The sequence below is a fragment of the Plantactinospora sp. WMMC1484 genome (genome assembly GCF_049315195.1).
GTDB lineage: Bacteria > Actinomycetota > Actinomycetes > Mycobacteriales > Micromonosporaceae > Plantactinospora.
This window is the reverse complement of the sequence record NZ_CP186055.1, coordinates 3,847,505-3,873,426: the sequence shown is the minus strand read 5'-3', so window position 1 is coordinate 3,873,426 and position 25,922 is coordinate 3,847,505. Positions and strand designations below refer to the sequence as shown.

Below are 25,922 nucleotides of genomic sequence, written 5' to 3'. Positions count from 1 at the left end.
ACACTCCCCGGATGACGTTGGCGGCCCGACTGGTCCCGGTGGCCTACCGGACCAGCCTCGCCGAACCGGCGTTCCGGCGGCTGCTCTCCGGGCTGGTGGTCTCGCACCTCGGCGACGGGATGAGCGTGGTGGTCATCGCCTGGCTGGCGCTGCGGATCGCCCCGCCGGACCGGGCCGGGCTGGTCGTCGGCGCGGCGGTCGCGGCCTACACCCTGCCGGCCGCCGCCGGGGCGCTGCTGCTCGCCCGATGGCTCAGCCGGATCCCCGCCCGCCGGCTGGTGGTGGCGAACTCCCTGCTCCGGGCAGGTGCGCTCGGCGCAGTTGTCCTGCTGCACCTGCTCGGGCAGCTCACCGCCGGCCGGTACGTCGCACTGCTGGCGCTCTCGTCGCTGCTCGCCGCCTGGGGCATCGCCGGGACGTACACGCTGATCAGTGAGATCTTTCCGGCGGAGCGCCGACTGCCGGCGAACGCCCTGGTCGGGACGAGCCAGCAGGCCGCCTTCGTGGCCGGCCCGGCACTGGCCGGCCTGTTGATCGCCGCCGTACACCCGGCACTGGTGCTCGGCCTCGACGCCGCCAGCTACCTCCTGCTGGCGGTCCAGGCCGGCCGGCCGGGCCCGCCGGCCACCGCCTCGCACACCGCCGCCGCGCACCCCGCCAGCGGCCGGGCGGCCGGCAGCGGCTTCCGGATCCTCGCCCGGCGCCCCGAACTCGTCGGGTTGATCGCGGTCACCGCCGTCTTCTACTTCCTCTACGGCCCGGTCGAGGTGGCCCTCCCGCTGTACGTCGCCGACGAGTTGACCGGCGCCGCCGGCCTGCTCGGCGGCTACTGGACGGTGTTCGGGATCGGGTCCGTCGTCGGTGGCCTGCTCGGCGGGATGCTGACCCGCGCCCGGCAGTGGCCGGTGACCATCGCGGTCATCGCCGGCTGGGGACTGATACTGGTGCCGTTCGGTCTCGACGCGCCGGTCGGGATCACGATGGCCTGCTTCGCCGTCGGCGGCCTGGTCTACGGCCCCTTCCCCGCCTTCAGCCTGGCCCTGTTCCAGAACGCTGCCGACCCGGCCGACCTGCCGGCGGTGCTCGCCGCCAGGGGCGCGGTCACCACGGCGGCGACCCCGCTCGGCGCCGCGCTCGGCGGGTCGCTGGTGGCCGGGCTCGGGGCCGCCGGCACGCTGCTCGCCTCCGGGCTCGGCACGGTCGGGCTGGCCCTGCTCATCGCCGGGACCCTGCTGCTACACGCCCGGCACCGACACACCGGTGGATGTCTCCGGTGCCCGGCCCCCACGAGGTCACCACCCACGGCTGCCCGAACCGGTCCACATTGATCACCTGTGCGCTACCGTCGTCTGGTCCCAACCGGAGCCGTTCCACCGGTAGATGCCGAACCCGTACCCGTCGATCTGCACGGTGCCGGTCACCCAGACCGAGCCGTCCGCACCGATGTCGATCGCGGTCGCCGCGCCCGGCACCTGTTCCGGAGCCACCGGCGGTGAGCCGGAAGATCTCGCCCTGCAGGTCGAGATACCACGGCTGGCCGGTCGGCGAGACCGCAACGGTGTGGCCGTACCGGCCGGTGTCGACCCAGGAACTGCGGGTGTACTGGTAGACGGGCCAGCCGTTCCCGTCGTTCGCCCCCATACCCCAGATCGCGCCGTTGGCCCCGCTCTCCACATCCATCGTCGGCGGAGCGGCGAACTGCTGCCAAACAGCCGGCCAGGCTGCTGCCCCGGTCGCCGCCCATCTTCCCCGCTTCCGGATCACGGGTCGCTACCTATCTCGGGTGGATGGTGGTAGACCGGATGTAGGAGCGCCAGGCATCCTCGTAGACCGCGAACTCCACCGCCATCTGCCGACCACCGTCCCCGTCCCCGACGGCCCGTCCGGGTACGCCGAACCGGCTTCCGACGGTCCGCCTGCCCCGGCCATCGTCACCCCGGGCCGGTCAGGATGCCTGCTACCAGGCCGTGCCGACGATCGTCGGCGGTGCCGGCAACGACGTCCTCGTCGGCGGACCGGGAGCGGACACCTGTCCAACACGTTCAGCGCTCGATGCCTGCCCGGCTATCCGACCGCCGCCATGACCTCGTCGGAGACGTCGAAGTTGCCGTAGACGTTCTGCACGTCGTCGGAGTCCTCGAGGACGTCGATCAGCTTGAAGACCTTGCGGGCACCCTCCTCGTCGAGCGGGACGGTGACACTGGGGACCAGCGAGGACTCGGCCGACTCGTAGTCGATGCCGGCGTCCTGCAACGCCGTCCGCACGGCGACGAGATCACCAGGCTCGGAGACCACCTCGAACGCCTCGTCCAGGTCGTTGACCTCCTCGGCCCCGGCGTCGAGCACGGCGAGCAGCACGTCGTCCTCGGAGAGGCCCGCCTTCGGCACGATCACCACGCCCTTGCGGGAGAACATGTACGACACCGAGCCCGCGTCGGCCAGTGAACCGCCGTTGCGGGTCAGCGCGGTGCGTACCTCGGTCGCCGCCCGGTTGCGGTTGTCGGTCAGGCACTCGATCAGCAGCGCGACGCCGCCCGGGGCGTACCCCTCGTACATCACCGTCTGCCAGTCGGCTCCACCGGCCTCCAGGCCGGAGCCGCGCTTGACCGCCCGGTCGATGTTGTCGTTCGGTACTGAGTTCTTCTTCGCCTTCTGGATGGCGTCGAAGAGGGTCGGGTTACCGGCCGGGTCGCCGCCGCCGGTACGCGCCGCGACCTCGACGTTCTTGATCAGCTTGGCAAACATCTTGCCCCGCTTGGCGTCGATGACCGCCTTCTTGTGCTTCGTCGTCGCCCACTTGGAGTGGCCGGACATACCTGACCTCCATCGCTACCCGGCGTCTGTGTGTGTCGACTGCACCGCGCGCCATTCCACGAAGAACCGCCGAACCCGCGACAATCCTACCGACGGCGTCGCGGCCCGCTCACGCCCGGCACAGGTCGGATCAGCGGCTTCCCACCCGACCGTCCCGATTCAGGCCCGGAACGCAGGCCGATCCACCGCGCTCCGGCCACCCGCAGGACGCACCCCGATTCAGCTCCGGCGTCCGTCCGCCGGCGCCGAGGTGCGCGCGAGATCGACGAACCAGCGGTGCAGGCGCCGGTCACCGGTCAGCTCCGGGTGAAAGGCGGTGGCGACCGCGTTGCCCTGCCGGACCGCGACGATGCGCCCGGCGGCCGGCCCCGCGGTCACCCGGCCCAGCACCTCCACCCCGTCGGCGACCCGCTCGACCCAGGGCGCCCGGATGAAGACGGCATGGAGGCTCGGCCCCGGTATGCCGGCGATCTCCACCGGCGCCTCGAACGAATCGACCTGCCGGCCGAACGCGTTGCGCCGGACCGTCATCTCGATGCCGCCGAAGCTGCGCTGGTCGGGTCGGCCGTCCAGCACCTCGGCGGCCAACATGATCATCCCGGCGCAGGAGCCGTAGACCGGCATCCCCGCACCGATCCGCTTTCGGATCGGGTCGCCCAGCTCGAAGGTCTCGGCCAGCTTGCTGATGGCGGTGGACTCGCCGCCCGGGATCACCAGCGCGTCGACCTGCTCCAGTTCCTCCGGTCGGCGGACCGACCGGGCGGTCGCGCCGACCCCGGTCAGCGCGGCCAGATGTTCGCGTACGTCGCCCTGCAACGCCAGGACCCCAACCGTCAGCTGCGACTGCGGGGCTCGCACACCCCGCTCACTCCTCGCGCTCACCAACCCGCCGTCCGCTCGCGACTGCGGGGCTCGCACACCCCGCTCACTCCTCGCGCTCACCAACCCGCCGTCCGCTCGCGACTGCGGGGCTCGCACACCCCGCTCACTCCTCGCGCTCACCAACCGCGGTCGGCCAGGCGGTGCGGCACCGGGATGTCGTCGACGTTGATCCCGACCATCGCCTCGCCCAGGCCGCGCGACACCTTTGCCAGCACGTCCGGGTCGTCGTAGAAGGTGGTCGCCTTCACGATCGCGGCGGCCCGCTGTGCCGGGTTGCCGGACTTGAAGATCCCGGAACCGACGAAGACCCCCTCGGCGCCGAGCTGCATCATCATCGCCGCGTCGGCCGGGGTGGCGATGCCGCCCGCGGTGAAGAGCACCACCGGCAGCTTCCCGGTCGCGGCCACCTCCCGGACCAGCTCGTACGGTGCCTGCAACTCCTTGGCGGCGACGTAGAGCTCGTCGCCGGGCAGGGAGCCGAGCCGGCGGATCTCGTCGCGGATCTTCCGCATGTGGGTGGTCGCGTTGGAGACGTCGCCGGTGCCCGCCTCACCCTTGGAACGGATCATCGCCGCCCCCTCGGTGATCCGGCGCAGCGCCTCGCCCAGGTTGGTCGCACCGCAGACGAAGGGCACCGTGAAGGCCCACTTGTCGATGTGGTTGGCGTAGTCGGCCGGCGTCAGCACCTCGGACTCGTCGACGTAGTCGACGCCGAGCGCCTGGAGCACCTGCGCCTCGACGAAGTGCCCGATCCGGGCCTTGGCCATCACCGGGATGGAGACGGCGTTGATGATGCCGTCGATCATGTCGGGGTCGCTCATCCGGGAGACGCCGCCCTGGGCCCGGATGTCGGCCGGTACCCGCTCCAGCGCCATCACCGCGACCGCACCGGCATCCTCGGCGATCTTCGCCTGATCGGGGGTGACCACGTCCATGATCACGCCACCCTTGAGCATCTCGGCCATGCCCCGCTTGACCCGGGCGGTGCCGACCACTCCGGTGCTGCTGACGCTCTGCTCTCCAGCCGCGGTCGGCTGGCCGGAACCGGACTGGGCGGTGGATTCGGACACGGCGTTCTCGCTCCTCGTCGGTGGTGTGGGCGGGGGGATGGTCCGCAACCGATGCTACGCGGGGTGCAACGCCGGACCGACAGCCAATCAGACCCCCGGTGGCCTGCCCTGTGGCCCGGCTCACGCCGCCCCGCCGGGGCACAGAGCAGGGGCGTCACCCGACGGAGAGTTCCGGACGGGTGCTCAGCGTCGGGTCGTCGATGTCAAAGTAGCGCGGAAGTTCGTGCTTGCGGGACATCCGGAACAGGCGTACGACGGGGCGCCGCCGCAGGGACAGAGCGTCGCGTACCAGGTCGGTGTGGACCTGGCGGGCCAGGGCGAGCCGCCGGCTGGCCGCGATCACCGCCGCCGCGACCGGCTCCTCCGGGTCCAGCGCGCTGGCCCGCAGTTGCCGGGTCAGGTCGTTCTCGGCGGCCTCCCGCTCGTCGCCCTCGACGTCGAGCGCGACCCGTGACGCCGCGTAGAGCTCGACCGCGTACCGCTCCTCGGCGAGCACCGCGGCCGCCGCCGCCCGGCGGAGCAGGTGCGCGTCGAGCGCGCGGGCCGCCGACTCCACCCGCGCGTGCATACGATCGACCCGGGCCGCGATCCAGGTCAGGTACGCCGTTGCCAGCACCACCGCCACGACGCCGCCCACCACCCACCACATGCTCGGCATCGTAGTGCGGCCTCACATCCGGCTCCCCGGCGCGTCACCGGGCCCGCCCAGCTCTCGCGTCACGGGCCCGCCCAGCTCTCGCGTCACGGGCCGGCCCGCTCTCAGGCCGGCCCGATCCACTCCTCGTCGAAGACCCGGCCGTCGGTGGCCTCGATCGCCGTGGCGTAGACCTCGAGGACCCGGCGGGCGACGACCGGCCAGTCGAAGGCGGCCACCACCTCCCGGGCGCAGCCGGAGAGCTCCGCCCGGCGGACCGGATCGTCGAGCAGACCGGCGAGGGTACGCCGCAGCGCCGCAGCGTCCGAGGTAGGAAAGAGTTCGCCGGCCCGGCCACCGTCCAGCACCCGGCGGAAGGCGTCGAGGTCGCTCGCCACCACCGCGGCTCCGGCGGCCATCGCCTCGGTCAGGATCATGCCGAACGACTCGCCTCCGGTGTTCGGGGCCACATACACGTGCACGCTGCGCAGCATCCGCGCCTTGTCCGATTCCGATACCCGGCCAAGGAAGGTTATCCGGTCCCGCAACCCCTCCGGTACGCTCTCGTGCAGCTCGGCCACGTCACCGGGGCCGGCGACCAGCAGCCGCAGCCCCGGGCGCTGCTCGGCGAGCCCGACGAACGCCTCCCGGAGCACCGCGAATCCCTTGCGCGGCTCGGTGAACCGGCCGAGGAAGCCCACGGTGCCGCCCTCACCGGGCGCGCACGGTCCGGGCCAGCCGGGCAGCGGCTCGGCGTCGGCGAACTTCGCCACCGCCACCCCGTTGGGGATCTCGACCGCCCCGCCGTCGAGATGCTCGACCTGGACCTTGCGGGCCAGTGCGCTCACCGCGATCCGGGCGGTGATCCGCTCCACGGCGAACTGCAACACCCCCTGGGCGGCGGCGAGCGCCCGGGACCGGGTCATCGCGGTGTGGAAGGTGGCGACCACCGGTCCCCGGGCGGAGAGCACGGCGAGCAACGAGACGCTGAGTGTGAAGGGCTCGTGCACGTGCAGCACGTCGAACCGGCCCCGGGCCAGCCAGCGCCGGACCCGGGCGGTGGAGACCGGCCCGAAGGTGATCCGGGCGACCGACCCGTTGTACGGCAGCGGCACCGAGCGGCCGGCCGGCACGACGTACGGCGGCAGCGGCGAGTCCTCGTCGGCCGGCGCCAGCACGCTCACCTCGTGACCGAGCCCGATCAGTGCCTCCGCGAGGTCGACCACGTGGTTCTGCACCCCGCCGGGGACGTCGAAGGAGTACGGGCACACGATGCCGATCCGCACTGCGCCTCCCTAAACCGGCCCGGACACCGAGGGTGCGCCCGCCGCCCCCGGTCCCGGCTCGCCGGCATCGGCGCCGGGTGCGTCGGGGCGGGCTGGCTCGTCGATCCAGACCCGTTGCAGCATGTGCCAGTCTTCCGGGCGCTCGGCGATCCCCGCCGCCAGGCGGTCGGCGATCCGCTGGGTGAGCACCCGCACCCGCTGGTCGAGCGGCCCGCTCTCCGGTGCCGGCACCTCCAGCGGCCCGACCAGCCGGCCGCGTGGCCCGGCGCGGTCGTACCAGAGGTGTGCCGCGTAGAGCGGGGCACCGGTCCGGATCGCCAGCAGCGCCGGCCCGGCCGGCATCCGCGCCCGGCCGCCGAAGAACCGCACCTCGATGCCGCGCGCCGACAGGTCCCGGTCGGCGAGCAGCGGGACCAGGTAGCCGGCGGCGAGCCGCTCGGCGAGCACCTCGAAGGGCGCCCGGGCACCGCCGTGGGTGGGCAGGATCTCCATGCCGAGCCGGCGCCGGAACTCGACGAAGCGCTCGAAGACCCCCTCCGGCCGGAGCCGTTCCATGACCGTGGCGATCGGCCAGCCGTTCGCGGCGACCCAGGCACCGGCGGCGTCCCAGTTGCCGGAGTGCGGCAGCGCCACCACACCACCCCGGCCGGCCGCCATGGTGGCGGCGAGCATGTCGGCACCGTCGAGCTGAAAGTCGTCGCGCAGCTGTGCCCGGCTGCGCGACGGGAGCCGGAAGACGTCCAGCCAGTACCGTGCGTAGGAGCGCATCCCCCGGCGGACCAGGTCGTCGAGCGCGGCCGGCGGCAGCTCCGGCCCGACCACCCGGCGCAGGTTGGCGGTGAGCCGCTGGATCCCCGGGCCGCGACCGCGCCAGGCGCGGTCGGCGGCGGCCCGGAAGAGCGCCGCCGCGGCCGGCCGGGGCAGGGCGCGTACGGCCCGCCAGCCGGCAAGGTAGCCGAACTCGACCGGGGTCACCGGCCGGCCTGCCACCCGGTCACCCGGTCCCCCGCCCGGCCGGGGCTGCCGCCCGCCCGGGACGGCTCACGCGTGTCTGCCCGGGACGGCTCGCACGCGTCCGCCGGGGGCCGCTCACGCGTCCACGCCCAACTCGGTGCGCTGTGCCTGCCGGTAGACGTGCGTCATCCGCTGCCCGACGGTGAAGAGCGAGACGGCGGCGAGCAGCCAGAGCGCGGTGACCAGCGCCCAACTCAGCCCCAGCCCGGTCAGCAGCCCGCCGACCCCGACGATCAGCAGCCGCTCGGTCCGCTCGGCGATGCCGACGTTGCAGGTCATCCCGAGCCCCTCGGCGCGGGCCTTCACGTACGAGACGAGACCGCCCGCGACCAGGCAGATCAGCGCGGCGGCGACCCCGACAAGGTCGTCCTGGGTGGCGAGCCAGTATGCGACCGCGCCGAAGACCGCGCCGTCGGAGACCCGGTCCATGCTCGAGTCGAGGAATGCGCCGAACCGGCTCGATCCGCCGCGCATCCGGGCCATCGTGCCGTCGAGCAGGTCGGTGAGGGCGAAGAAGGTCACCACCAGCGCGCCGGCCACCAGGTGGCCCCGGGCGCCGAGCGCGACCGAGCCGACCACCACGCCGAGCGTGCCGGCCACGGTCACGGCGTTCGGCGTCACCCCGACCCGCAGCAGGGTCCGGGCGATCGGTTCGACGACGCGGGTCATGCCGGCGCGGGCCGACACCTGGAAGATCTTCGCCATGGCCGTCCCACCATAACGGGCCGAGAAAGCCGACGGTACGCCCGGTGGCGCCTGTTTCGCCCCGCAGGCTTGTGTCACGACTTGTACGGGTGTGAGATCGGAGCAGGGGACGTGACGTCGCTCACCTGTCACCCGGCACGTTCCCGGCAGCACGGCAGGCCACCCGAGGATATCGCCGCGGAGTCGCCAGGGCAGCTCCCCCGTCGCGCGCGGCGGTCGCCACCAACCACCGGCTTAGGGAGGTGCGCCCCGATGGCGCAGAAGAGTCAGGAGAAGGGGGTCACCGGCCCGGCGCCGGTGGTGGACGAGCCCGGCAGGGTTCGCAACGTGGTGCTGGTAGGCCATTCCGGTGCGGGAAAGACGACCCTGGTCGACGCCCTTCTGGCGGCGACCGGCACCATCTCGCGCCCGGGTTCGGTGACCGACGGCACCACGGTCTGCGACCACGATCCGGCGGCGGTACGCCAGCAGCGCTCGATCAGCCTGGCCTGCGCACCTCTGGAGCACGCCGACGTCAAGGTCAACCTGCTGGACACCCCCGGCTATGCCGACTTCGTCGGCGAGCTCCGGGCCGGCCTGCGGGCGGCGGACGCCGCGCTCTTCGTCGTCTCGTCCGTGGACGGGATGGACGGCGCCACCGCCGCGCTCTGGCAGGAGTGTGCCGCCGTCGGGATGCCCAGGGCCGTCGCGGTCACCCGGCTCGACCACCAGCGCGCCGACCTCGACGAGACGGTCGCGCTCTGCCGGCGGGTCTTCGGCGACAACGTCCTCCCGCTCTACCTGCCGATGCTGGACGACGACGGCGTGCACGTGGTCGGGCTGATGGGCCTGATCACCCGCCGGGTCTTCGACTACTCCGCCGGGCTGCCGGCGGCGGTCCGCGAGCCCGACCCGGAGCACCTGCCCGCGATCGGCGACGCCCGCAACGAACTCATCGAGGGCATCATCGCCGAGAGCGAGGACGAGACCCTGCTCGACCGCTACCTCGGCGGCGAGGAGATCGAGGTGGCGGTCCTCGTCGACGACCTGGAGAAGGCCGTCGCCCGGGGGCACTTCTACCCGGTGGTGCCGGTCTGCGCCGAGACCGGGCTCGGCATCGACGCCCTGCTGGAGCTGCTGACGTCGGCGTTCCCGACTCCGCTGGAGCACGACCTGCCGACCGTGACCGGGGTCGACGGCTCGCCCCAGCCGCCGCTGCGCTGCGACCCGGACGGCCCGCTGGTGGCCGAGGTGGTCAAGACCACCATCGACCGGCACGTCGGCCGGGTCTCGCTGGTGAGGGTCTTCTCCGGCACGCTCCGGCCCGACCAGGTCGTACACGTCTCCGGGCACGGCATGGCCGAGCGCGGCCATCCGGACCACGACGCCGACGAGCGGATCGCGCACGTCTACTCGCCGCTGGGCGCGGCCCTGCGCGAGGTGCCGCACTGCGTGGCCGGCGACGTCTGCGCGATCACCAAGTCGGGTACGGCGGAGACCGGTGACACCATCTCGGCTAAGGAAGAGCCGCTGCTGATCGAGCCCTGGGAGATGCCCGAGCCGCTGCTTCCGGTCGCCATCGTGGCGAAGAGCCGGGCCGACGAGGACACGCTCGCCAAGAACCTGGCCCGGCTGGTCGCCGGTGACCCGACGATGCGGCTGGAACGCAATCCGGAGACCCACCAGCTGGTGCTCTGGTGCATGGGCGAGGCGCACGCCGAGGTGGTGCTGGACCGGCTCCGGGCCGGCGGGGTGGAACTGGAGACCGAGCCGGTCCGGGTCGCGCTGCGCGAGACCTTCGCGGTGGCCTCGAAGGGGCACGGCCGGCACGTGAAGCAGTCCGGCGGGCACGGCCAGTACGCCGTCTGCGACATCGAGGTGGAGCCGCTGCCCCGGGGCGAGGGCTTCGAGTTCGCCGAGCGGGTGGTCGGCGGCGCCGTGCCGCACAACTACATCCCGTCGGTGGAGAAGGGCGTACGCACCCAGATGGGCCGGGGAATTGTCGCCGGCTGTCCCGTGGTGGACCTGAGGGTGACCCTGGTGGACGGCAAGGCGCACAGCGTCGACTCGTCCGACGCCGCGTTCCAGACCGCCGGCTCGCTGGCCCTGCGGGACGCGGCCGAGAAGGGGCAGGTCGTCCTGCTGGAGCCGGTCGACGAGGTGGTGGTGCGGGTGCCGGACGCATCCGTCGGCGCGGTGATGAGCGACATGTCCGGCCGGCGCGGCCGGGTGCTCGGCACCGAGCCGGATCCGGCCGGCACCGACCACACCCTGGTCCGGGCCGAGGTGCCGGCGACCGAACTGATCCGGTACGCCGTCGAACTCCGCTCGATGACCGCCGGTGGCGGCACCTTCCGGCGCTCGTTCGCCCGTTACGACCCCATGCCGACGCACCTCGCCGAGCAGATCCGCAAGGAGCACAGCTGAGGCGTTAGGAAGGGCCCCCGCTACAACAGAAAACGATAAGCGGGGGCCCTTCCTTACACGCTGGCGAGCAGGCGGTGCACCTCGGCGACCTGGTCTGCGCGGAGCGGCCCGTGCGCGAGCGCGCCGACGTTCTCCTCGACCTGGGCGACCGTGCGGAAGCCGGGGATCGGCACCGTCCGGCCGCTGCGCGCCCAGAGCCAGCCCAGCGCGCCCTGCGCGAGGGTACGGCCGTCAGCGGTGAGCACCTCGCGGACGGCGGCGACCCGGGCGAGGAACTCCGGTGTCGGCCGGCCGTTCCGGAACCAGTCCAGCCAGGCCGGGGCGATCCCCCGGACGTCGTTCGCGTCCAGCGTGGACGTCTCGGTGAACTTGCCGGAGAGCAGCCCCATCGCCAGCGGCCCCCGGTTGATGCTGGCCAGGTCGTGGCGTTCGCAGACGGCGAGCACCTCGGCGGAGTCCTGCAGCACCGAGAAGGAGTGCTGGATCGCGGTGCAGTGCGCTCCGCCGGCACCCCAGGCCTCCGCGCGGTCCGGGAGGTCGGTGCTCCAGCCGTACGCCCGGATGTGGCCCTCGGCGACCAACTCCTCCAGGGTGCCGAGCAGCTCCGCCGCCCGGTCGAGGGGTAAATCGCCGAGGTGGAGCTGGTAGAGGTCGATCCGGTCGGTCTCCAGCCGGCGCAGCGACGCGGTCACCGCCCGGCGCAGGTAGCCGGTCGAGCCGTCCGTGCCGGTCATCTGCCGGGTCGCCTCGTCGTAGGTGTTGCCCCACTTGGTCGCGATCACCACCTCGTCGCGGTGTCCGGCGAGCGCGCGGGCGAGGACCCGCTCGCTGTGCCCGGTGCCGTACACGTCGGCGGTGTCGAAGAACGTGACGCCGAGATCGAGGCCGCGCCGGATCGCCCGGATCGACTCCTCGTCGTCCACCTCGCCCCAGCCCAGCGGCTGGCTGCCCGCGTGCCACGGACCCCCGATCGCCCAGCAACCGAGGCCCAGCGCGCTGACCTCGATGCCGCTGCGCCCCAACACACGTGTCGTCGTATCCATGTCGGCAAGCGTTCCACATCGCGGCGGGCGGGTGGCACCGACGACAATCCGGTGGACTCCATCCAGGACGGTTGCCGATCATCGGTATATGAAGATCGGAATAGACATCGGTGGGGTCCTCGTTCAGCGAATGGAGCGGCCGCCGGGGCCGGAGGGCGGCGAGGACACCGCGCTGCTGGCGGACTTCCGGCGTACGCCGCCGGTGCCGGGGGCGTTCGAGGCGGTGACCGCCCTGGTGGCGGGAGTGTTCGGCGAGCACGTGTACCTGGTGTCGAAGTGCGGTGAGCAGGTCGAGCGCCGTACCCGGCTGTGGCTGGAGCACCACGACTTCTACGTCCGTACCGGGGTGCGGGCGGGGAACGTGCACTTCTGCCGTACCCGGCAGGGTAAGGCGCCGATCGCCGCCGCGTTGGGCCTGACGCACTTCGTCGACGACCGGCTGGAGGTGCTCTCCTATCTGGAGACGGTGCCGCACCGCTACCTGTTCCGCCCCAGCGAGCACGAGGTACACACCCACCGGGCCCACCTGGCGGCGGTACGCCGGGTCGAGTCCTGGCCGGAACTGGTGGCGGCGATCGGCGGTACCGATCAGACAGGTGTTCGAATATCCTGATGGTGGGTATCCGACCGGCGAGGAGGTCGGGATGACACCGCTACTGCGCGCCGCCCTGGAGCACGCCGCTTCCGGCGTGCCCGTGCTGCCGCTGCACTCCCCGACCGCGACCGGCTGCAGCTGCGGCCGGGCCGGCTGCGACCGCCCCGGCAAACACCCACGCTGGCACCGCGGCCTGCTCCGGCACGGTCTGCACGACGCCAGCACTCGGCCGGAGGTGATCCGGCGGTGGTGGACCCGGTGGCCGCAGGCGAACCTGGGCCTGCGCACCGGTGACCGCTTCGACGTCTGTGACGTCGACCCACCGGACGGGGTTGCCGCGCTGCGCGCCCTGGTCGGGGCGCGGCGGTTCACCGGACCTGTGGTCCGGACCGGCTCCGGCGGCTGGCACCTCTACCTGCGCCCGACCGGCGCCGGCAACCGGACCGGCCTGCTGCCCGGCGTCGACTGGCGCGGAGCCGGCGGCTACGTCGTCGCCCCGCCGTCCCGGCACGCCAGCGGCCGGGACTACCGCTGGATCCGGCCGCCGGACGTGCCGCTCGCCGACTGCCCGCCGGAACTGACCGTGCTGCTCTTGCCACCCCACCGGTCCGCGCCGGGCAGCGCCGAGCGGGTCCGGCATCCCGACCGGTACGCCTCCGCCGCGCTCGCCGCCGAGGCCGACGCCGTCGCCGCCGCGCTCGTCGGCACCCGCAACAGCACCCTGTACCGGGCTGCCTATCACCTCGGGCAGCTCGCCGCGCTGGACCTGCTCGACGACCGCGACATCACCGCCGTACTCGCCGACGCCGCCCGGCGCAGCGGACTCGGCCGGTACGAGATCACCCGGACGATCCGCTCCGGGCTGCGTACCGGCCGCCGGCATCCCCGGCTCGGTCTCGCCGCCTAGCTCCGCGCCCGCCCGCCGGCCGGCCGGCGGGCGTCTGTTCGCCAGACGACCTGCCCGGTTTATGCACCCAGCTCCACAGTGCGCCGGCCGACCACTCTGCGGGCGCCCGGCTCGCCGGCCCGCCCGGTCAGCCGCCCGTGCCCGACCAGGCGGTGGCGAGCAGGGTACGGGTCTCGGCGAGCAACTGCGGCAGCACCTTGGTACGCGCGATCACCGGCATGAAGTTGGCGTCCCCGCCCCACCTCGGCACCACGTGCTGGTGCAGGTGGGCAGCGATGCCGGCACCGGCCACCCCGCCCTGGTTCATCCCGATGTTGAAGCCGTGCGCGCTGCTGACCCGCCGCACCACCCGCATCGCCGCCTGCGTGCAGTCGGCCAGCTCCACCGTCTCCCCGGCGTCCAGCTCGGTGTAGTCGGCCACGTGCCGGTAGGGGCAGACCAGCAGGTGCCCGGGATTGTACGGATAGAGGTTGAGCACCACGAAGACCCGCTCGCCCCGGTGCACCACGAGGTTCTCCTCGCCCTCACGTTCCGGAGCCAGGCAGAACGGGCAGCCGGGCGGCTTCTCGTGGCCCTCGCCCGGCCGGTCCGGACCGGAGATGTAGGTCATCCGGTGCGGGGTCCAGAGCCGGTCGAGCCCGTCCGGCATGCCGAGTTCCGCGTGGGACGCCGCGCCTGTCACGCCGACGATCCTACGACCCGGCCTCCCCACCGGTCGGTTCGGCGGTCGGCCCGGTGTTGACCCGGGCCCGGACCACCTCCACCACGTGCGCCACCGCCTCGGCCAGCGGTACGCCGTTGCGCTGCGACCCGTCCCGGTAGCGGAAGGAGACCGCTCCGGCGTCGACGTCCGCGTCACCGGCGATCGCCATGAACGGGATCTTCTGCTGCTGGGCGGTGCGGATCTTCTTCTGCATCCGGTCGTCCGAGGCGTCCACCTCGGCGCGGATTCCCTCGGCACGCAGCGCGGCGACGAAGCCGTGCAGGTGCGTGGCGTGCTCCTCCCGGATCGGGATCCCGACCACCTGCACCGGGGCGAGCCAGGCCGGGAACGCCCCGGCGTAGTGCTCGGTCAGTACCCCGAAGAAGCGCTCGATGGAGCCGAAGAGCGCCCGGTGGATCATGACCGGGCGCTGCCGGGTGCCGTCCGCCGCCTGGTATTCCAGGCCGAACCGCTCGGGCTGGTTGAAGTCGACCTGGATGGTGGACATCTGCCAGGTACGCCCGATGGCGTCCTTGGCCTGCACGCTGATCTTCGGGCCGTAGAAGGCCGCACCGCCCGGGTCCGGCACCAGGTCGAGTCCGGACGCCTCGGCGGCGGTACGCAGCGCCTCGGTCGCCTCGGCCCAGTCCTCGGCCGAGCCGATGAACTTCGGCGAGTCGTCCCGGGTCGACAGCTCCAGATAGAAGTCGTCGAGGCCGTAGTCGCGGAGCAGGTCGAGGACGAAGGCGAGCAGCGTGGTCAGCTCGCCCGGCATCTGCTCCCGGGTGCAGTAGATGTGCGAGTCGTCCTGGGTCAACCCGCGTACCCGGGTCAGGCCGTGCACGACGCCGGACTTCTCGTAGCGGTAGACGGTGCCGAACTCGAAGAGCCGCAGCGGCAGCTCCCGGTAGGACCGCCCGCGCGCGGAGAAGATCAGGTTGTGCATCGGGCAGTTCATCGCCTTGAGGTAATATTCCGCGCCCTCCAGCCGCATCGGCGGAAACATCGTGTCGGCGTAGTACGGCAGGTGGCCGGAGGTCTCGAAGAGCTGGGCCTTGGTGATGTGTGGCGAGTTGACGAACTCGTAGCCGGCCGCCTCGTGCCGGCGGCGGGAGTAGTCCTCCAGCTCGCGCCGGATGATCCCGCCCCTGGGGTGGAAGACCGCCAGGCCGGAGCCGATCTCGTCGGGGAAGCTGAAGAGGTCCAGCTCCGCGCCGAGCTTGCGGTGGTCGCGCCGGGCCGCCTCCTCCAGCACCTTCAGGTACGCCTTCAGCGCGTCCCGGGTCGGCCAGGCGGTGCCGTAGACCCGCTGGAGCTGCGGGTTGCGCTCGTTGCCCCGCCAGTACGCGGCGGCGGAGCGCATCAGCTTGAACGCGCCGATCAACCGGGTGCTCGGCAGGTGCGGCCCCCGGCACAGGTCGGACCAGCAGACCTTGCCGCTCTCGGCGTCCAGGTTGTCGTAGATGGTGAGGTCGCCGGCACCGACCTCCATCACCTCGCCCGTGTCCAAGCCGGCGCCGCCGCCCTCGTTCCCGGCCCCCTTGACCTCGATCAATTCGAGCTTGTAGGGCTCGTCGGCCAGCTCGGTGCGGGCCGCGTCCAGGCTGTCGAAGCGGCGCCGCCGGAACCGCTGCCCCGACTTGACGATCTCCTGCATCCGCTTCTCCAACCGGTCGAGGTCCTCCGGCTGGAACGGGCGGTCGACGTCGAAGTCGTAGTAGAAGCCGTTGTCGATCGGTGGACCGATCCCGAGCTTCGCCTCCGGGAAGGTGTCCTGGACGGCCTGGGCCAGTACGTGCGCGGTGGAGTGCCGCAGCACGTTCAGCCCGTCCGGCGAGTCCAGCCGGACCGGCTCGACCACGGTCTCCACCTCGGGCGCCCAGTCGAGGTCGCGGAGCTGCCCGGCCGGATCGCGGACCACCACGATCGCGCCGGGACCGGCGTGCGGCAGACCCGCCGCGGCGACCGCCTCGGCCGCCGTCGTCCCGGCCGCGACGACGACGGGGTCGACCACGGCGGGGGTACGGGCTTGGGACACGATGGCTCCTTACGATCTTGGACGAATCGGACGGCACCGACGGCATCGGCTCGCTCAGATGCTATCGGTCCTGCGTTTTCCCCCTGCCGGCGCCGCTACCTCGGCGTTAGATTGACGCCGTGGCAGTCGTGGACGCGGTGAGCGCGTTGCAGCGCAGATACCAGACCTTCTTCGGCACCGGGCCGGGCACACCGTTTGCGGTGGCTCCGCCCGACGGCGGCCCGGCGCGCACCTTCGGCACCGGCGAGCCGCAGTTCACCATCGTGGTCAAGGACGAGCGCGGCGCCAAGGCGCTGGCCGACCTGGACCAGTTCGCGGTCGCGGTGGCGTACCTGCAGGGCTCGCTGGACGTGGAGGGCGACCTGGCGGCGGCGCTGCGGATGCGGTCGTTCTTCACCGACCGGCATCCGATCGCCTTCCTCGGTCGCTTCGTGCCGGCGCTGCTGCGCGGCCGGCGGGAGGACGACCGGCGCGCCATCTCGCACCACTACGACGAGGACTCCGACTTCTTCCTGACCTTCCTCGACCACCGGCACCGCTGCTACACCGAGGGGGTCTTCGCCTCGGACGACGAGCCGCTGGAAGACGCGATGACCCGCAAGATGGACCTGGCGCTGGAGGCAATCGGGGTCTCCCCCGGCGACCACGTGCTGGAGGTCGGCGGCGGCTGGGGCGCGTTCGCCGAGTACGCCGCCCGGAAGGGCGTCAGGGTCACCACCACCACGCTGTCGGTGGAGTCGGAGCGCTTCCTCACCGACCTGTTCGACCGCGAGCGGCTGCCGGTGCGGGTGGTCCGGGAGCACATCTTCGGCTACTCCCCCGGCGAGCGCTACGACGCGATCGTCAACATGGGGGTCACCGAGCACCTCCCCGACTACCGCACCACGCTGCGCAAGTACGCCGAGCTGCTCCGGCCGGGCGGCCGGGTCTACCTGGACGCGCTGGCGATGCGGCGCAAGCACATCGTCTCCACCTTCATGAAGCGGTACGTCTATCCCGGCGCCTCGGCCCCGCTGCTGCTGCACCAGTACTTGCGGCACGTGGCAAACTCGCCGTTCGAGCTGCTCAACCTGGTCGACGACCGCCACAACTACTACCTGACCTGCCGGGAGTGGGCCCGCCGCCTGGACGCGGCCCGGGACGAGATCGTCAAGCAGTGGGGCGAGCCGCTCTACCGCCGGTTCCGGCTCTTCCTCTGGGGCTCGGCGGCCGGCTTCGACACCGGCATGGTCCAGGCCTACCGCTGGGTCCTGCAACTGCCGCCGGCCCGGTAAGGAAGGGCCCCCGCTTATCGTTTTCTGTTGTAGAAGGGCCCCCTCCTTGCGCCTGGGAGCGCTCCCGGTTACGGTCGGGCGCGAGCCGGTAGCGATAGTTGTCGATTGGCTGCGGGTACCGTACGGCCGGGGAGCGGCGCCGGGACGTGTGGGCCTGCCGCCGGAAGGATACTGCTGCCGTGCGTACCCGATCTTCCGCCGCACTGCTCGCCGCCGTCGCGCTGCTGACGCTGCTCGGTGCCGGCATTCCCGCGCCGCCAGTGGTGAACGCGGCCGCGGCCGCGGGCGCCGCCGCGCTGCCCTACCAGGACCCGTCGCTGCCGGTCGCCACCCGGGTCGACGACCTGCTCGGCCGGATGAGCCTGGACGAGAAGATCGGCCAGATGACCCAGGCCGAGCGCGCCTCGGTCACCCCGGCCGAGATCACCAGCTACCGGCTCGGCTCGGTGCTCTCCGGCGGCGGCTCGGCGCCGACCCCGAACAACGCCACGAGCTGGGCCGACATGTACGACCGCTTCCAGAACGCCGCCCTCGCCACCCCGCTGGGCATCCCGATGATCTACGGCTCGGACGCGGTACACGGGCACAACAACGTGGTCGGCGCGACGATCTTCCCGCACAACATCGGGCTCGGCGCGACCCGTGACCCGGAACTGGTCCGGCGGATCGGCCGGGCCACCGCCGAGGAGGTCGCCGGTACCGGGGTCGACTGGACCTTCGCCCCCTGTCTCTGCGTGGCCCGCAACGACCGGTGGGGGCGGACCTACGAGTCGTTCGGCGAGGTCCCGGCGCTGGTCAGCTCGATGACCACCGTTATCGACGGCTTCCAGGGCGAGTCGCTGGGCGGGCCGGCGTCGGTGCTCGCCACCGCCAAGCACTACCTCGGCGACGGCGGCACCACGAACGGCACCGACCAGGGCGACACCCGGCTCTCCGAGGCGGAGCTGCGGGCCGTACACCTGCCGCCCTTCGCCGAGGCGGTACGCCGGAACGTCGGCTCGGTGATGATCTCGTACAGCAGTTGGAACGGGCAGAAGCTGCACGGCCACGACTACCTGATCAACGGAGTGCTCAAGAGCGAACTCGGCTTCGACGGCTTCGTGGTCTCGGACTGGAACGGCATCGACCAGCTCGACGGCGCCGCCGGGTTCACCGCGGCCGAGGTACGCCAGGCGGTCAACGCCGGCATCGACATGGTGATGGCGCCGACCGGCTGGCGGCAGTTCATCGGTCACCTGCGAGCCGAGGTGCAGGCCGGCCGGGTGAGCCAGGCCCGGATCGACGACGCCAACCGGCGGATCCTGACGAAAAAGTTCGAGCTGGGCCTCTTCGAGCGGCCGCTGGCCGACCGGTCGTACACCTCTACCGTGGGCAGCGCGGCGCATCGGGCGTTGGCCCGGCAGGCGGTCTCGCAGTCCCAGGTGCTGCTGAAGAACGACGGCAACATCCTGCCGCTGGCCACGGCGAACAACCGGATCTTCGTGGCCGGCAGGAGCGCCGACAACATCGGGTACGCCAGCGGCGGCTGGACCATCTCCTGGCAGGGCGGCAGCGGGGCGATCACCCCCGGCACCACGATCCTGCAGGGGATCCGGAACGCGGTCGCCTCCTCCAGCACCGTCACCTACAGCGCCAACGGCAGCGGCATCGACGGCTCCTACCGGGCCGCGATCGCGGTGATCGGCGAGACCCCGTACGCCGAGGGGCGCGGCGACCGGCCGAGCGGGATGGGCCTGGACCCGACGGACCTGGCCACGCTGGACCGGCTGCGCGCCTCCGGGGTGCCGGTGGTCGTGGTGCTGGTCTCCGGACGGCCGTTGGAGATCACCGCACAGTTGCCGGACTGGCGTGCCCTGCTCGCCGCCTGGCTGCCCGGCACCGAGGGCGGCGGGGTGGCGGACGTGCTCTTCGGGGTACGCCCGCCCACCGGTCGGCTGCCGGTGAGCTGGATGAGCAGCGCGAGCCAGCAGCCGGTCAACGACGGCGACGGCAAGGCGCCGCTCTTCCCGTACGGCTTCGGGCTCGGCTACGCCGGCTCGCCGCCGGCCACCCCTCCCCCGCCCACCACGCCACCGACGGCCCCGCCCACGACCCCACCGTCGACGCCGGCGGCCGCCGCCTGCCAGGTGGGCTATGCGGTCACCGAGTGGAGCGGCGGGTTCTCCGCGAACATCACGATCCGGAACACCGGCACGTCGGCGGTTGCCGGCTGGACGCTCGGCTTCACCTTCCCGTCCAGCGGGCAGCGGGTCGCGCAGGGCTGGTCGGCCCGGTGGACCCAGTCCGGCACCGCCGTCACCGCGACCAACGAGAGCTGGAACGCCAACCTGGCGCCCGGCGCCTCCGTCGGGATCGGCTTCACCGGCAGCCACAGCGGAAGCAACCCGGCGCCGACCGGGTTCACCCTGAACGGCCAACCCTGCACAGGAGATGCCTGAGGACGAGCCCTGCACCGGAGGTGCCTGAGGACGAGCTCCGCACCGGAGGCGCCTGAGGACGGTTGGTGCGCCGATCGGCGCCCGGTGCGTCCGGATCTGTCCCTGGAGTGTCTGCTCCGGGCGGAGGACGTACCGGGCGTCGATTCACCCGACTTGCCACGGGCAGTACGGTCATCAGGTGGCCACGGTGCTCCTGGTCGAAGACGACCATGTCGTGCGCGGCGCGATGCTGCGCTCCCTGGCCGACCGCGGGCACGCGGTGCACGCGGTCGGCACGGCCCTCGATGCCCTCCGCCGGGTCGCCGCCGAAACCCCCGACCTGGTCGTGCTCGACCTCGGGCTGCCCGACCTGGACGGCGCCGACGCGCTGCGGATGCTGCGCGGCATCACCGACGTGCCGATCATCATCGCCACCGCCCGCGACGACGAGCAGGCGATCGTCCGGCTGCTCCGGGCCGGTGCCGACGACTACATGGTCAAGCCGTTCACCGGTGCCCACCTGGACGCCCGGATCACCACGGTGCTGCGCCGAGCCGGCCGGGCGAGCCGGAGCGTCGAGCCGGCCGTACACTCCGTCGGCGGGCTGCGGATCGACGTCGGCGAGCGGAGCGCACACCTCGACGGGGTGCCCCTGGCGCTGACCCGCAAGGAGTTCGACCTGCTGGCCTATCTCGCGGCGCGGCCCGGCCGGGTAGTGTCCCGCCGGGAACTCTTGGAGGAGGTATGGCGGCAGCCATCGGTCGGCGAGGATCAGACCATCGACGTACATCTGTATTGGCTCCGCCGCAAAATGGGCGAGTCCGCGGCGAAGCCCCGCTACCTGCGCACCGTGCGGGGGGTCGGGTTCCGGTTGGTGGTACCGGACTGAGGTTGGCGCTGGCCTACCTCGGGGCCGGCATGACCAGCATCGTCGCGCTCGCCTTCCTGATCCCGCTCGGTACGGCGCTGCAACGGGACGCCCGCGAGGACGCGCTCGCCGAGGCGGCCCGGCGCAGTGCGGTGGTCAGCGGCGCCCTGGCGGTCGGCGCCGACCCGTCGGCGCTGCGCCGCGTCGTCGAGTCGGCCGCCGGCAACGCCGCCGCACCGCCGGTGGTGCACGGCATGGACCTCGGCGCCGAGCCCCGGGCCGCCACCGGCGACGTCGACCGGGCGATCCGGACCAACGTGCCGGTCGTCGCCGACGTCTCCGGCGGGGTGGTCCGGCTGGAACCGGTCACGGTCGCGGGCCGCGTCCTGGTGGTCGAGGTCTTCGTTCCCCAGGCGGCGCTGGAGGCCGGCACCGGCGGGACCTGGCTGATGCTGATCCTGGTCGCCGCCGGTCTGGTGATCGCCTCGGTGATCGTGGTGGACCGGCTGGCTGCCAGGGCCGTCGCGTCCGCGCGCGGCCTGGTGCAGGCGGCGCTCGCGGTCGGCGACGGCGACCTGGACGTGCGGATCCAGCCCAGCGGGCCACGCGAGCTGGCCGAGGCCGGGTACGCCTTCAACCGGATGGCGGACCGGCTGGTCACCTCCCGCACCGACGAGCGGGAACTCGTCGCCGACCTGTCGCACCGGCTGCGTACACCGCTGACCGTGCTGCGGCTGGACGCCGACGCGCTCGACTCCGACGACACCAGCGTCGGTTCGTTCAGCGCGGCCGAACTCGACCGCCGCCGGACGATCCGGCGGATCCGGCAGGCGATCGTGACGCTGGAAGGCGAGATCGACGTCTTGATCAACACGACCCGGAAGACGGTCGCCCAGGAGGCCGCCCCGGGGAGCTGTGACGTCAGCGAGGTGGTCCGGGACCGGATGGTCTTCTGGGCGGCGCTCGCCGGTGACCAGAACCGGTCGCACCGGGTCATCGGGGCGCACACCCGGATCCCGGTGCCGGTGCCCCGGGCCGAGCTGGCCGCCGCGCTCGACGCGGTGCTGGGAAACGTCTTCCGGTACACCCCGCAGGGCACCGCCTTCGAGGTCGCGGTCTCCCGGCGGGACGGCTACATCGCGGTCCGGGTGGACGACGCCGGTCCCGGCATCGCGGATCCGGACCGGGCGCTGCGCCGGGGGGCCAGCGACCGCGGCTCCACCGGGCTGGGCCTGGACATTGCCCGCCGGGTGGCCCAACAGGCCAACGGCTCGGTCAGCATCGACCGGGCCCGGCTCGGCGGCGCGAGCGTGGTCATGCTGCTGGCCGACCCGGACGCCGCGCCCCGGCAGGTCAGTCGTTTCGGATTGGTCGGCCGGCTGGCTCGGGAGAAGGAGACGGGCACCCGCCGCCGCTGGTCACGGCAACGCCCGGACGGCGACTGAGCGCAGGGCCGGACGGCGACTGAGCGCAGGGCCGGACGGCGACTGAGCGCAGGGATCGGATGGGGAGCCGGAGCGGCGGCGGCCGGCTCCGGAAGGAGTTTCTGGTTCGGCGCAGATCTTCCTTAGGTCTGGATTAACGCCGGTCACACCGCCCGGATCGGCTGGCAACATCGAACGCGATCCCATCCTGCTCCCCCGGATCACTATCCACAGATGTTGTCCGACCCGGTCCGGAGGAGCCTGGCGCGCGGCGGGGACACGGTCCCCCACACTGGTCTTCCGCCGCGCGCCGAAAAGCGGCGCAGGGACGGCCGGTGCGGCACGCGTACCGGCCGACCTCGCCCCATGATCGCTGGCCCGGCGCGGCCGCCCGCAGCACCCCGCGCCGGGCCAGCCTCATAATCCGGCCGCGCCCGACCCGCCGCTCCCAATCCGCCACTCCCGGGACACGGGCCCCCGGACGACGCGGGCCGGCTCACGACCCGTAGGCGGCCAGGTAGGCGTCGATCTCCGCGATCAGCTTGTCCCGGTCCGACGGTGCCAGGAACGAGGCGGTGACCGCGTTGCGGGCCAGTCCGGCCAGCCCGGCAGCATCGAGGTCGAGCAGCCGGGCGGCGACCGCGTACTCGTCGTTGAGGGTGGTGCCGAACATCGGCGGGTCGTCGGAGTTGATCGTCACCAGCAGGCCGGCCTCGACCAGTCGGGGCAGCGGGTGCTCCTCGATCGCGCCGACCGCCCTGGTCCGGACGTTGGAGGTGGGGCAGACCTCCATCGGGATCTGCCGCTGCGCCAGGTGTTCCAGCAGGGCCGGATCCTGGGCCGCCGAGATGCCGTGCCCGATCCGCTCGGCGCCGAGCTCGTGCAGGGCGTCCCAGATGGTCCCCGGGCCGGTGGTCTCACCGGCGTGCGGCACCGAGCGCAGTCCCGCCGCCCGGGCCTGGTCGAAGTAGGGCTTGAACTGCGGCCGGGGCACCCCCATCTCCGGGCCGCCGAGACCGAAGCTGATCAGACCGTCCGGCCGCTCGGCGAGGGCGATCCGCAGGGTCTGTTCGGCCGCCGGCAACCCGGCCTCGCCGGGAATGTCGAAGCACCAGCGCAGCGAGATGCCGAGTTCGGCCTCGGCGCCCCGACGGGCGTCCTCGATCGCCTCGCAGAACGCCGGTGCGGGGATGCCCCGGTGCACGTGCGAGTACGGGGTGACGGTCAGTTCCGCGTACCGGACCTGCTGGCGGGCCAGCTCCCGGGCCACCTCGAAGGTGAGCAGCCGGACGTCGGTCTCGTCCCGGATCAGGTCGACCACGCTGAGGTAGATCTCGACGAAGTGCGCGAAGTCCCGGAACTCGAAGTAGCTGGCCAGGGCCTCCGGATCGGCCGGCACCCGGGTCCGGCCCTCGTGCCGGGCGGCCAGCTCCGCCACGATGCGCGGCAGCGCGGAGCCGACGTGGTGCACGTGCAGCTCCACCTTGGGCAGACCGGCGATGAAGGCCGAGAGGTCGATCACGGATACTCCCCTAGTGACGGGCGCCCGTGCGGGCGACGACGAAGATGCGGCGGAACGGAAACTGCACCAGCCCGTGCCGGACCGGGTACGCCGCCACCAGCCGTTCACCGAGCGCGGACCGGAACTCGTCCCAGGCCGTACCCGCGCCGCCCAGCGCGGCCCGGACCGGGCGCAGCGCCGTCCCCTCCATCCAGGTCAGCACGGGATGGTCGGCGGTCTCGGAGGCCGGGAGCAGGTGCACGTAGCTAGTTTCCCAGGCGTCGACCGCGCAGTTCGCGCCGGTCAGCAGGGTGGCGTAACCGGTGGCGTCGGAGACCGTCAAGTCCCGGGACAGCTGCCCGACCCGGTCCCGCCAGCGCGGCTGCGCCACCAGTGCCCGCAGCTCCCGGTGCGAGGCGGCGTCGGAGTTGCCCGGCACCTGGACGGCCAGCCACGAGCCGGCCGACAGCTCCCGGGCCCAGCGCAGCAGCAGCGCCTCGTGCTCGGGCACCCACTGCAACATCGCGTTGGAGAGCACCACGTCGACCTCGGGCCCGGGCGACCAGGAACGGGCGTCGGCCACCGCGAACTCGACCCCGGCGCCCGCCGGCATCCGCCCGGAACCGGTCGACACCCCGGAACCCGCCGATGCCGTGGCGGCCTCGATCATCTCGATGGAGGAGTCCAGCCCGACGATCCGGGCGCCAGGCCAGCGCGCGCTCAGGCTGCGGGTCAGATTGCCGGGACCGCAGCCGAGGTCGACCACCACCCGGGGGCGGTCGGCGCCGATCCGGGCGACCAGGTCGAAGAAGGGCCGGGAGCGCTCGTCGCCGTACCGGAGATAGCTGGCGGGATCCCACACGACTCCTCCAAACCGTACGTACGTCTTACTTACTGTAGCCGCTGCTCGCCGGATCTGCCGCGGAGATAGGCTCCCCGGCGTGGAGAAGCGAATGTTCCCGCGGTTGCACCGCGAGGTCGGCGTGGTCGGGCTCGGCGCCTGGCAGCTCGGCGCCGACTGGGGCCAGGTCAGCGACGCCGAGGCCCTGGCGGTGCTGACCGCCGCCGTCGAGAGCGGAGTCACCTTTGTGGACACCGCCGACGTCTACGGTGACGGGCGCAGCGAAGAACTGATCGGCCGCTTCCTGCGCGAGCGGCCGGACGCCGGACTCACCGTGGCGACCAAGATGGGCCGCCGGGTGCCGCAGACCCCGGCCGCGTACGTCCTGGAGAACTTCCGGGCCTGGACCGACCGGTCCCGGCGCAACCTCGGGGTGGACGTGCTCGACCTGGTGCAACTGCACTGCCCACCCACCCCGGTCTTCGCCACCGACGCCGTCTACGACGCCCTCGACACCCTGGTCGCGGAGGAGCGCATCGCGGCGTACGGGGTCAGCGTCGAGACCTGCGACGAGGCCCTCGCCGCGATCGCCCGGCCCGGAGTGGCCAGCGTACAGATCATCCTCAACGCGCTGCGGCACAAGCCGGTCGAGCGGGTGCTTCCCGCCGCCGTCGCCGCCGGGGTCGGCATCATCGCCCGGGTGCCACTCGCCAGCGGGCTGCTCTCCGGCCGCTACCACGAGCGGACCACCTTCCCCGACGACGACCACCGCAACTACAACCGGCACGGGGAGGCGTTCGACGTCGGCGAGACCTTCTCCGGGGTCGACTATGCCACCGGCCTGGAGGCGGTACGCCGGCTGCGTACCGTGGTGCCGCAGGGCGCCACGATGGCGCAGTTCGCGCTCCGCTGGATCCTCGACCAGCCGGGGGTCACGGTGGTGATTCCCGGCGCCCGCACCGCCGACCAGGCCCGCACGAACGTCGCCGCCGCCGCACTCGCGCCGCTGCCGGCGGAGGCGACGGCCACGGTGGCCGCCGTCTACGACGAACTGGTCCGCCCGCAGGTGCACGACCGCTGGTAGCGCCCGGGCGCGGCGTGCGTGCGTTCCGGCCCGCCGTGCGGTTGGCTGGACCACGGCCGAGCTGTGCCGACCCGGGGCCGAGCGACCGGTGGTCGCGCCGGAGAGGAGCGTACGGAGATGAAGGGGTGGCTCCCGCTCACCCTCGGGCTGCTGGCGGTCGTCGTCGGCGCCGTCTGGACGTTGCAGGGGCTGGGACGGCTGGGCGGCAGCGTGATGACTGGCGAACCGCTCTGGGCGGTGGTCGGACCGGTCGTCGTGGTCGCCGGACTGGTGTTGGTTGTCCTGGGCCTGCGCGCCCGAAATCGTCGCGAACCCTCCTGAGCGCACGGCGGGCAATGGATACGCGTCGAGCCCCGTCCGTCACGGGGCTCGACGCGGATCCCGAAGGTATCGAAACTCGGGGCCGGCGGGGGCCG

The 25,922-nt window shown here is 72.7% G+C and carries 24 protein-coding genes; 11 read left to right on the top strand and 13 right to left on the bottom strand.

Annotated elements, in window-relative coordinates; genetic code table 11:
- Nucleotides 1-11: 11 nt before the first annotated feature.
- Entirely contained in the window at nt 12-1,328 is a 1,317-nt protein-coding gene (locus ACN28C_RS17025) for an MFS transporter (RefSeq protein ID WP_422774411.1), read from the top strand.
- On the opposite strand, the gene ACN28C_RS17020 is transcribed toward ACN28C_RS17025, so the two are convergent.
- Nucleotides 1,329-1,487 (bottom strand): hypothetical protein, encoded by a 159-nt coding sequence (locus ACN28C_RS17020; protein WP_422774410.1) that lies wholly within the window; start codon nt 1,485-1,487, stop codon nt 1,329-1,331.
- 480 nt (nt 1,488-1,967) lie between these two features.
- Between ACN28C_RS17020 and ACN28C_RS17015 the strand changes: the two genes are divergently transcribed.
- Entirely contained in the window at nt 1,968-2,084 is a 117-nt protein-coding gene (locus tag ACN28C_RS17015) for a hypothetical protein (protein WP_422774409.1), read from the top strand.
- Here the strand turns inward: ACN28C_RS17015 and ACN28C_RS17010 are convergent.
- The 7 genes from ACN28C_RS17010 to pgsA all read right to left on the bottom strand — a co-directional run bounded on the left by ACN28C_RS17010 (nt 2,065) and on the right by pgsA (nt 8,405).
- On the bottom strand, nt 2,065-2,814 hold the full coding sequence (locus ACN28C_RS17010) for a YebC/PmpR family DNA-binding transcriptional regulator (RefSeq protein WP_422774408.1): 750 nt from the start codon (nt 2,812-2,814) through the stop codon (nt 2,065-2,067). The two genes, ACN28C_RS17015 and ACN28C_RS17010, sit on opposite strands and share 20 nt — an antisense overlap.
- A gap of 219 nt (nt 2,815-3,033) precedes the next feature.
- Nucleotides 3,034-3,672: a pyridoxal 5'-phosphate synthase glutaminase subunit PdxT gene (gene pdxT, locus ACN28C_RS17005; protein ID WP_422774407.1), complete on the bottom strand. Its 639-nt coding sequence runs from the start codon at nt 3,670-3,672 to the stop codon at nt 3,034-3,036.
- A 140-nt stretch (nt 3,673-3,812) separates the two neighbouring features.
- Nucleotides 3,813-4,691, bottom strand: a complete 879-nt coding sequence (pdxS, locus tag ACN28C_RS17000) for a pyridoxal 5'-phosphate synthase lyase subunit PdxS (protein ID WP_422774712.1) — start codon at nt 4,689-4,691, stop codon at nt 3,813-3,815.
- A 229-nt stretch (nt 4,692-4,920) separates the two neighbouring features.
- Nucleotides 4,921-5,415: a hypothetical protein gene (locus ACN28C_RS16995; RefSeq protein WP_422774406.1), complete on the bottom strand. Its 495-nt coding sequence runs from the start codon at nt 5,413-5,415 to the stop codon at nt 4,921-4,923.
- A 110-nt stretch (nt 5,416-5,525) separates the two neighbouring features.
- Nucleotides 5,526-6,686, bottom strand: a complete 1,161-nt coding sequence (locus ACN28C_RS16990; protein ID WP_422774405.1) for a glycosyltransferase family 4 protein — start codon at nt 6,684-6,686, stop codon at nt 5,526-5,528.
- A 9-nt stretch (nt 6,687-6,695) separates the two neighbouring features.
- Nucleotides 6,696-7,661: a phosphatidylinositol mannoside acyltransferase gene (locus ACN28C_RS16985; RefSeq protein ID WP_422774711.1), complete on the bottom strand. Its 966-nt coding sequence runs from the start codon at nt 7,659-7,661 to the stop codon at nt 6,696-6,698.
- 114 nt (nt 7,662-7,775) lie between these two features.
- On the bottom strand, nt 7,776-8,405 hold the full coding sequence (pgsA, locus tag ACN28C_RS16980) for a phosphatidylinositol phosphate synthase (protein ID WP_422774404.1): 630 nt from the start codon (nt 8,403-8,405) through the stop codon (nt 7,776-7,778).
- A 252-nt stretch (nt 8,406-8,657) separates the two neighbouring features.
- Between pgsA and ACN28C_RS16975 the strand changes: the two genes are divergently transcribed.
- Nucleotides 8,658-10,811: an elongation factor G-like protein EF-G2 gene (locus ACN28C_RS16975; RefSeq protein WP_422774403.1), complete on the top strand. Its 2,154-nt coding sequence runs from the start codon at nt 8,658-8,660 to the stop codon at nt 10,809-10,811.
- 53 nt (nt 10,812-10,864) lie between these two features.
- Here the strand turns inward: ACN28C_RS16975 and ACN28C_RS16970 are convergent, their stop codons facing one another.
- A complete protein-coding gene (locus ACN28C_RS16970; RefSeq protein WP_422774402.1) occupies nt 10,865-11,854 on the bottom strand; it encodes an aldo/keto reductase in 990 nt (329 codons plus the stop codon).
- An 88-nt stretch (nt 11,855-11,942) separates the two neighbouring features.
- Between ACN28C_RS16970 and ACN28C_RS16965 the strand changes: the two genes are divergently transcribed.
- A complete protein-coding gene (locus ACN28C_RS16965) occupies nt 11,943-12,467 on the top strand; it encodes a hypothetical protein (protein ID WP_422774401.1) in 525 nt (174 codons plus the stop codon).
- 31 nt (nt 12,468-12,498) lie between these two features.
- Complete coding sequence (locus ACN28C_RS16960) at nt 12,499-13,356, top strand: bifunctional DNA primase/polymerase (protein ID WP_422774400.1); 858 nt, start codon at nt 12,499-12,501, stop codon at nt 13,354-13,356.
- A 127-nt stretch (nt 13,357-13,483) separates the two neighbouring features.
- On the opposite strand, the gene ACN28C_RS16955 is transcribed toward ACN28C_RS16960, so the two are convergent.
- Nucleotides 13,484-14,005, bottom strand: coding sequence for an HIT family protein (locus ACN28C_RS16955; protein WP_422774710.1), 522 nt, complete (start codon nt 14,003-14,005; stop codon nt 13,484-13,486).
- A gap of 43 nt (nt 14,006-14,048) precedes the next feature.
- Nucleotides 14,049-16,097 carry a threonine--tRNA ligase gene (gene thrS / locus ACN28C_RS16950; protein ID WP_422774399.1) on the bottom strand — a complete coding sequence of 683 codons (2,049 nt, stop codon included), beginning with the start codon at nt 16,095-16,097 and terminating at the stop codon, nt 14,049-14,051.
- A gap of 119 nt (nt 16,098-16,216) precedes the next feature.
- Here thrS and ACN28C_RS16945 point away from each other — a divergent pair, with 119 nt between their 5' ends.
- The 4 genes from ACN28C_RS16945 (at nt 16,217) to ACN28C_RS16930 (ending at nt 22,101) form a co-directional block, all read left to right on the top strand.
- The gene (locus tag ACN28C_RS16945) at nt 16,217-17,371 is read left to right on the top strand and encodes a class I SAM-dependent methyltransferase (RefSeq protein ID WP_422774398.1); all 1,155 of its coding nucleotides are present in this window, start codon (nt 16,217-16,219) and stop codon (nt 17,369-17,371) included.
- 179 nt (nt 17,372-17,550) lie between these two features.
- On the top strand, nt 17,551-19,809 hold the full coding sequence (locus ACN28C_RS16940) for a glycoside hydrolase family 3 N-terminal domain-containing protein (protein ID WP_422774397.1): 2,259 nt from the start codon (nt 17,551-17,553) through the stop codon (nt 19,807-19,809).
- Nucleotides 19,810-19,987: 178 nt separating this feature from the next.
- A complete protein-coding gene (locus tag ACN28C_RS16935; RefSeq protein ID WP_422774396.1) occupies nt 19,988-20,677 on the top strand; it encodes a response regulator transcription factor in 690 nt (229 codons plus the stop codon).
- Between the two features lie 29 nt (nt 20,678-20,706).
- Nucleotides 20,707-22,101, top strand: coding sequence for an ATP-binding protein (locus ACN28C_RS16930; protein WP_422774709.1), 1,395 nt, complete (start codon nt 20,707-20,709; stop codon nt 22,099-22,101).
- Between the two features lie 475 nt (nt 22,102-22,576).
- Here the strand turns inward: ACN28C_RS16930 and ACN28C_RS16925 are convergent, their stop codons facing one another.
- Nucleotides 22,577-23,602: an adenosine deaminase gene (locus ACN28C_RS16925; protein WP_422774395.1), complete on the bottom strand. Its 1,026-nt coding sequence runs from the start codon at nt 23,600-23,602 to the stop codon at nt 22,577-22,579.
- Nucleotides 23,603-23,612: 10 nt separating this feature from the next.
- On the bottom strand, nt 23,613-24,443 hold the full coding sequence (locus ACN28C_RS16920; RefSeq protein ID WP_422774394.1) for a trans-aconitate 2-methyltransferase: 831 nt from the start codon (nt 24,441-24,443) through the stop codon (nt 23,613-23,615).
- 79 nt (nt 24,444-24,522) lie between these two features.
- Between ACN28C_RS16920 and ACN28C_RS16915 the strand changes: the two genes are divergently transcribed.
- A complete protein-coding gene (locus tag ACN28C_RS16915; RefSeq protein ID WP_422774393.1) occupies nt 24,523-25,506 on the top strand; it encodes an aldo/keto reductase in 984 nt (327 codons plus the stop codon).
- A gap of 117 nt (nt 25,507-25,623) precedes the next feature.
- On the top strand, nt 25,624-25,827 hold the full coding sequence (locus tag ACN28C_RS16910) for a hypothetical protein (protein ID WP_422774392.1): 204 nt from the start codon (nt 25,624-25,626) through the stop codon (nt 25,825-25,827).
- Nucleotides 25,828-25,922: the final 95 nt, after the last annotated feature.

Coding starts and splice junctions, on each gene's coding strand:
- ACN28C_RS17025 (WP_422774411.1), top strand. CDS start 12: ATGACGTTGGCGGCCCGACTGGTCCCGGTGGCCTACCGGACCAGCCTC.
- ACN28C_RS17010 (WP_422774408.1), bottom strand. CDS start 2,814: ATGTCCGGCCACTCCAAGTGGGCGACGACGAAGCACAAGAAGGCGGTC.
- ACN28C_RS16995 (WP_422774406.1), bottom strand. CDS start 5,415: ATGTGGTGGGTGGTGGGCGGCGTCGTGGCGGTGGTGCTGGCAACGGCG.
- pgsA (WP_422774404.1), bottom strand. CDS start 8,405: ATGGCGAAGATCTTCCAGGTGTCGGCCCGCGCCGGCATGACCCGCGTC.
- ACN28C_RS16975 (WP_422774403.1), top strand. CDS start 8,658: ATGGCGCAGAAGAGTCAGGAGAAGGGGGTCACCGGCCCGGCGCCGGTG.
- ACN28C_RS16970 (WP_422774402.1), bottom strand. CDS start 11,854: ATGGATACGACGACACGTGTGTTGGGGCGCAGCGGCATCGAGGTCAGC.
- ACN28C_RS16965 (WP_422774401.1), top strand. CDS start 11,943: ATGAAGATCGGAATAGACATCGGTGGGGTCCTCGTTCAGCGAATGGAG.
- ACN28C_RS16960 (WP_422774400.1), top strand. CDS start 12,499: ATGACACCGCTACTGCGCGCCGCCCTGGAGCACGCCGCTTCCGGCGTG.
- ACN28C_RS16955 (WP_422774710.1), bottom strand. CDS start 14,005: ATGCCGGACGGGCTCGACCGGCTCTGGACCCCGCACCGGATGACCTAC.
- ACN28C_RS16930 (WP_422774709.1), top strand. CDS start 20,707: ATGACCAGCATCGTCGCGCTCGCCTTCCTGATCCCGCTCGGTACGGCG.
- ACN28C_RS16910 (WP_422774392.1), top strand. CDS start 25,624: ATGAAGGGGTGGCTCCCGCTCACCCTCGGGCTGCTGGCGGTCGTCGTC.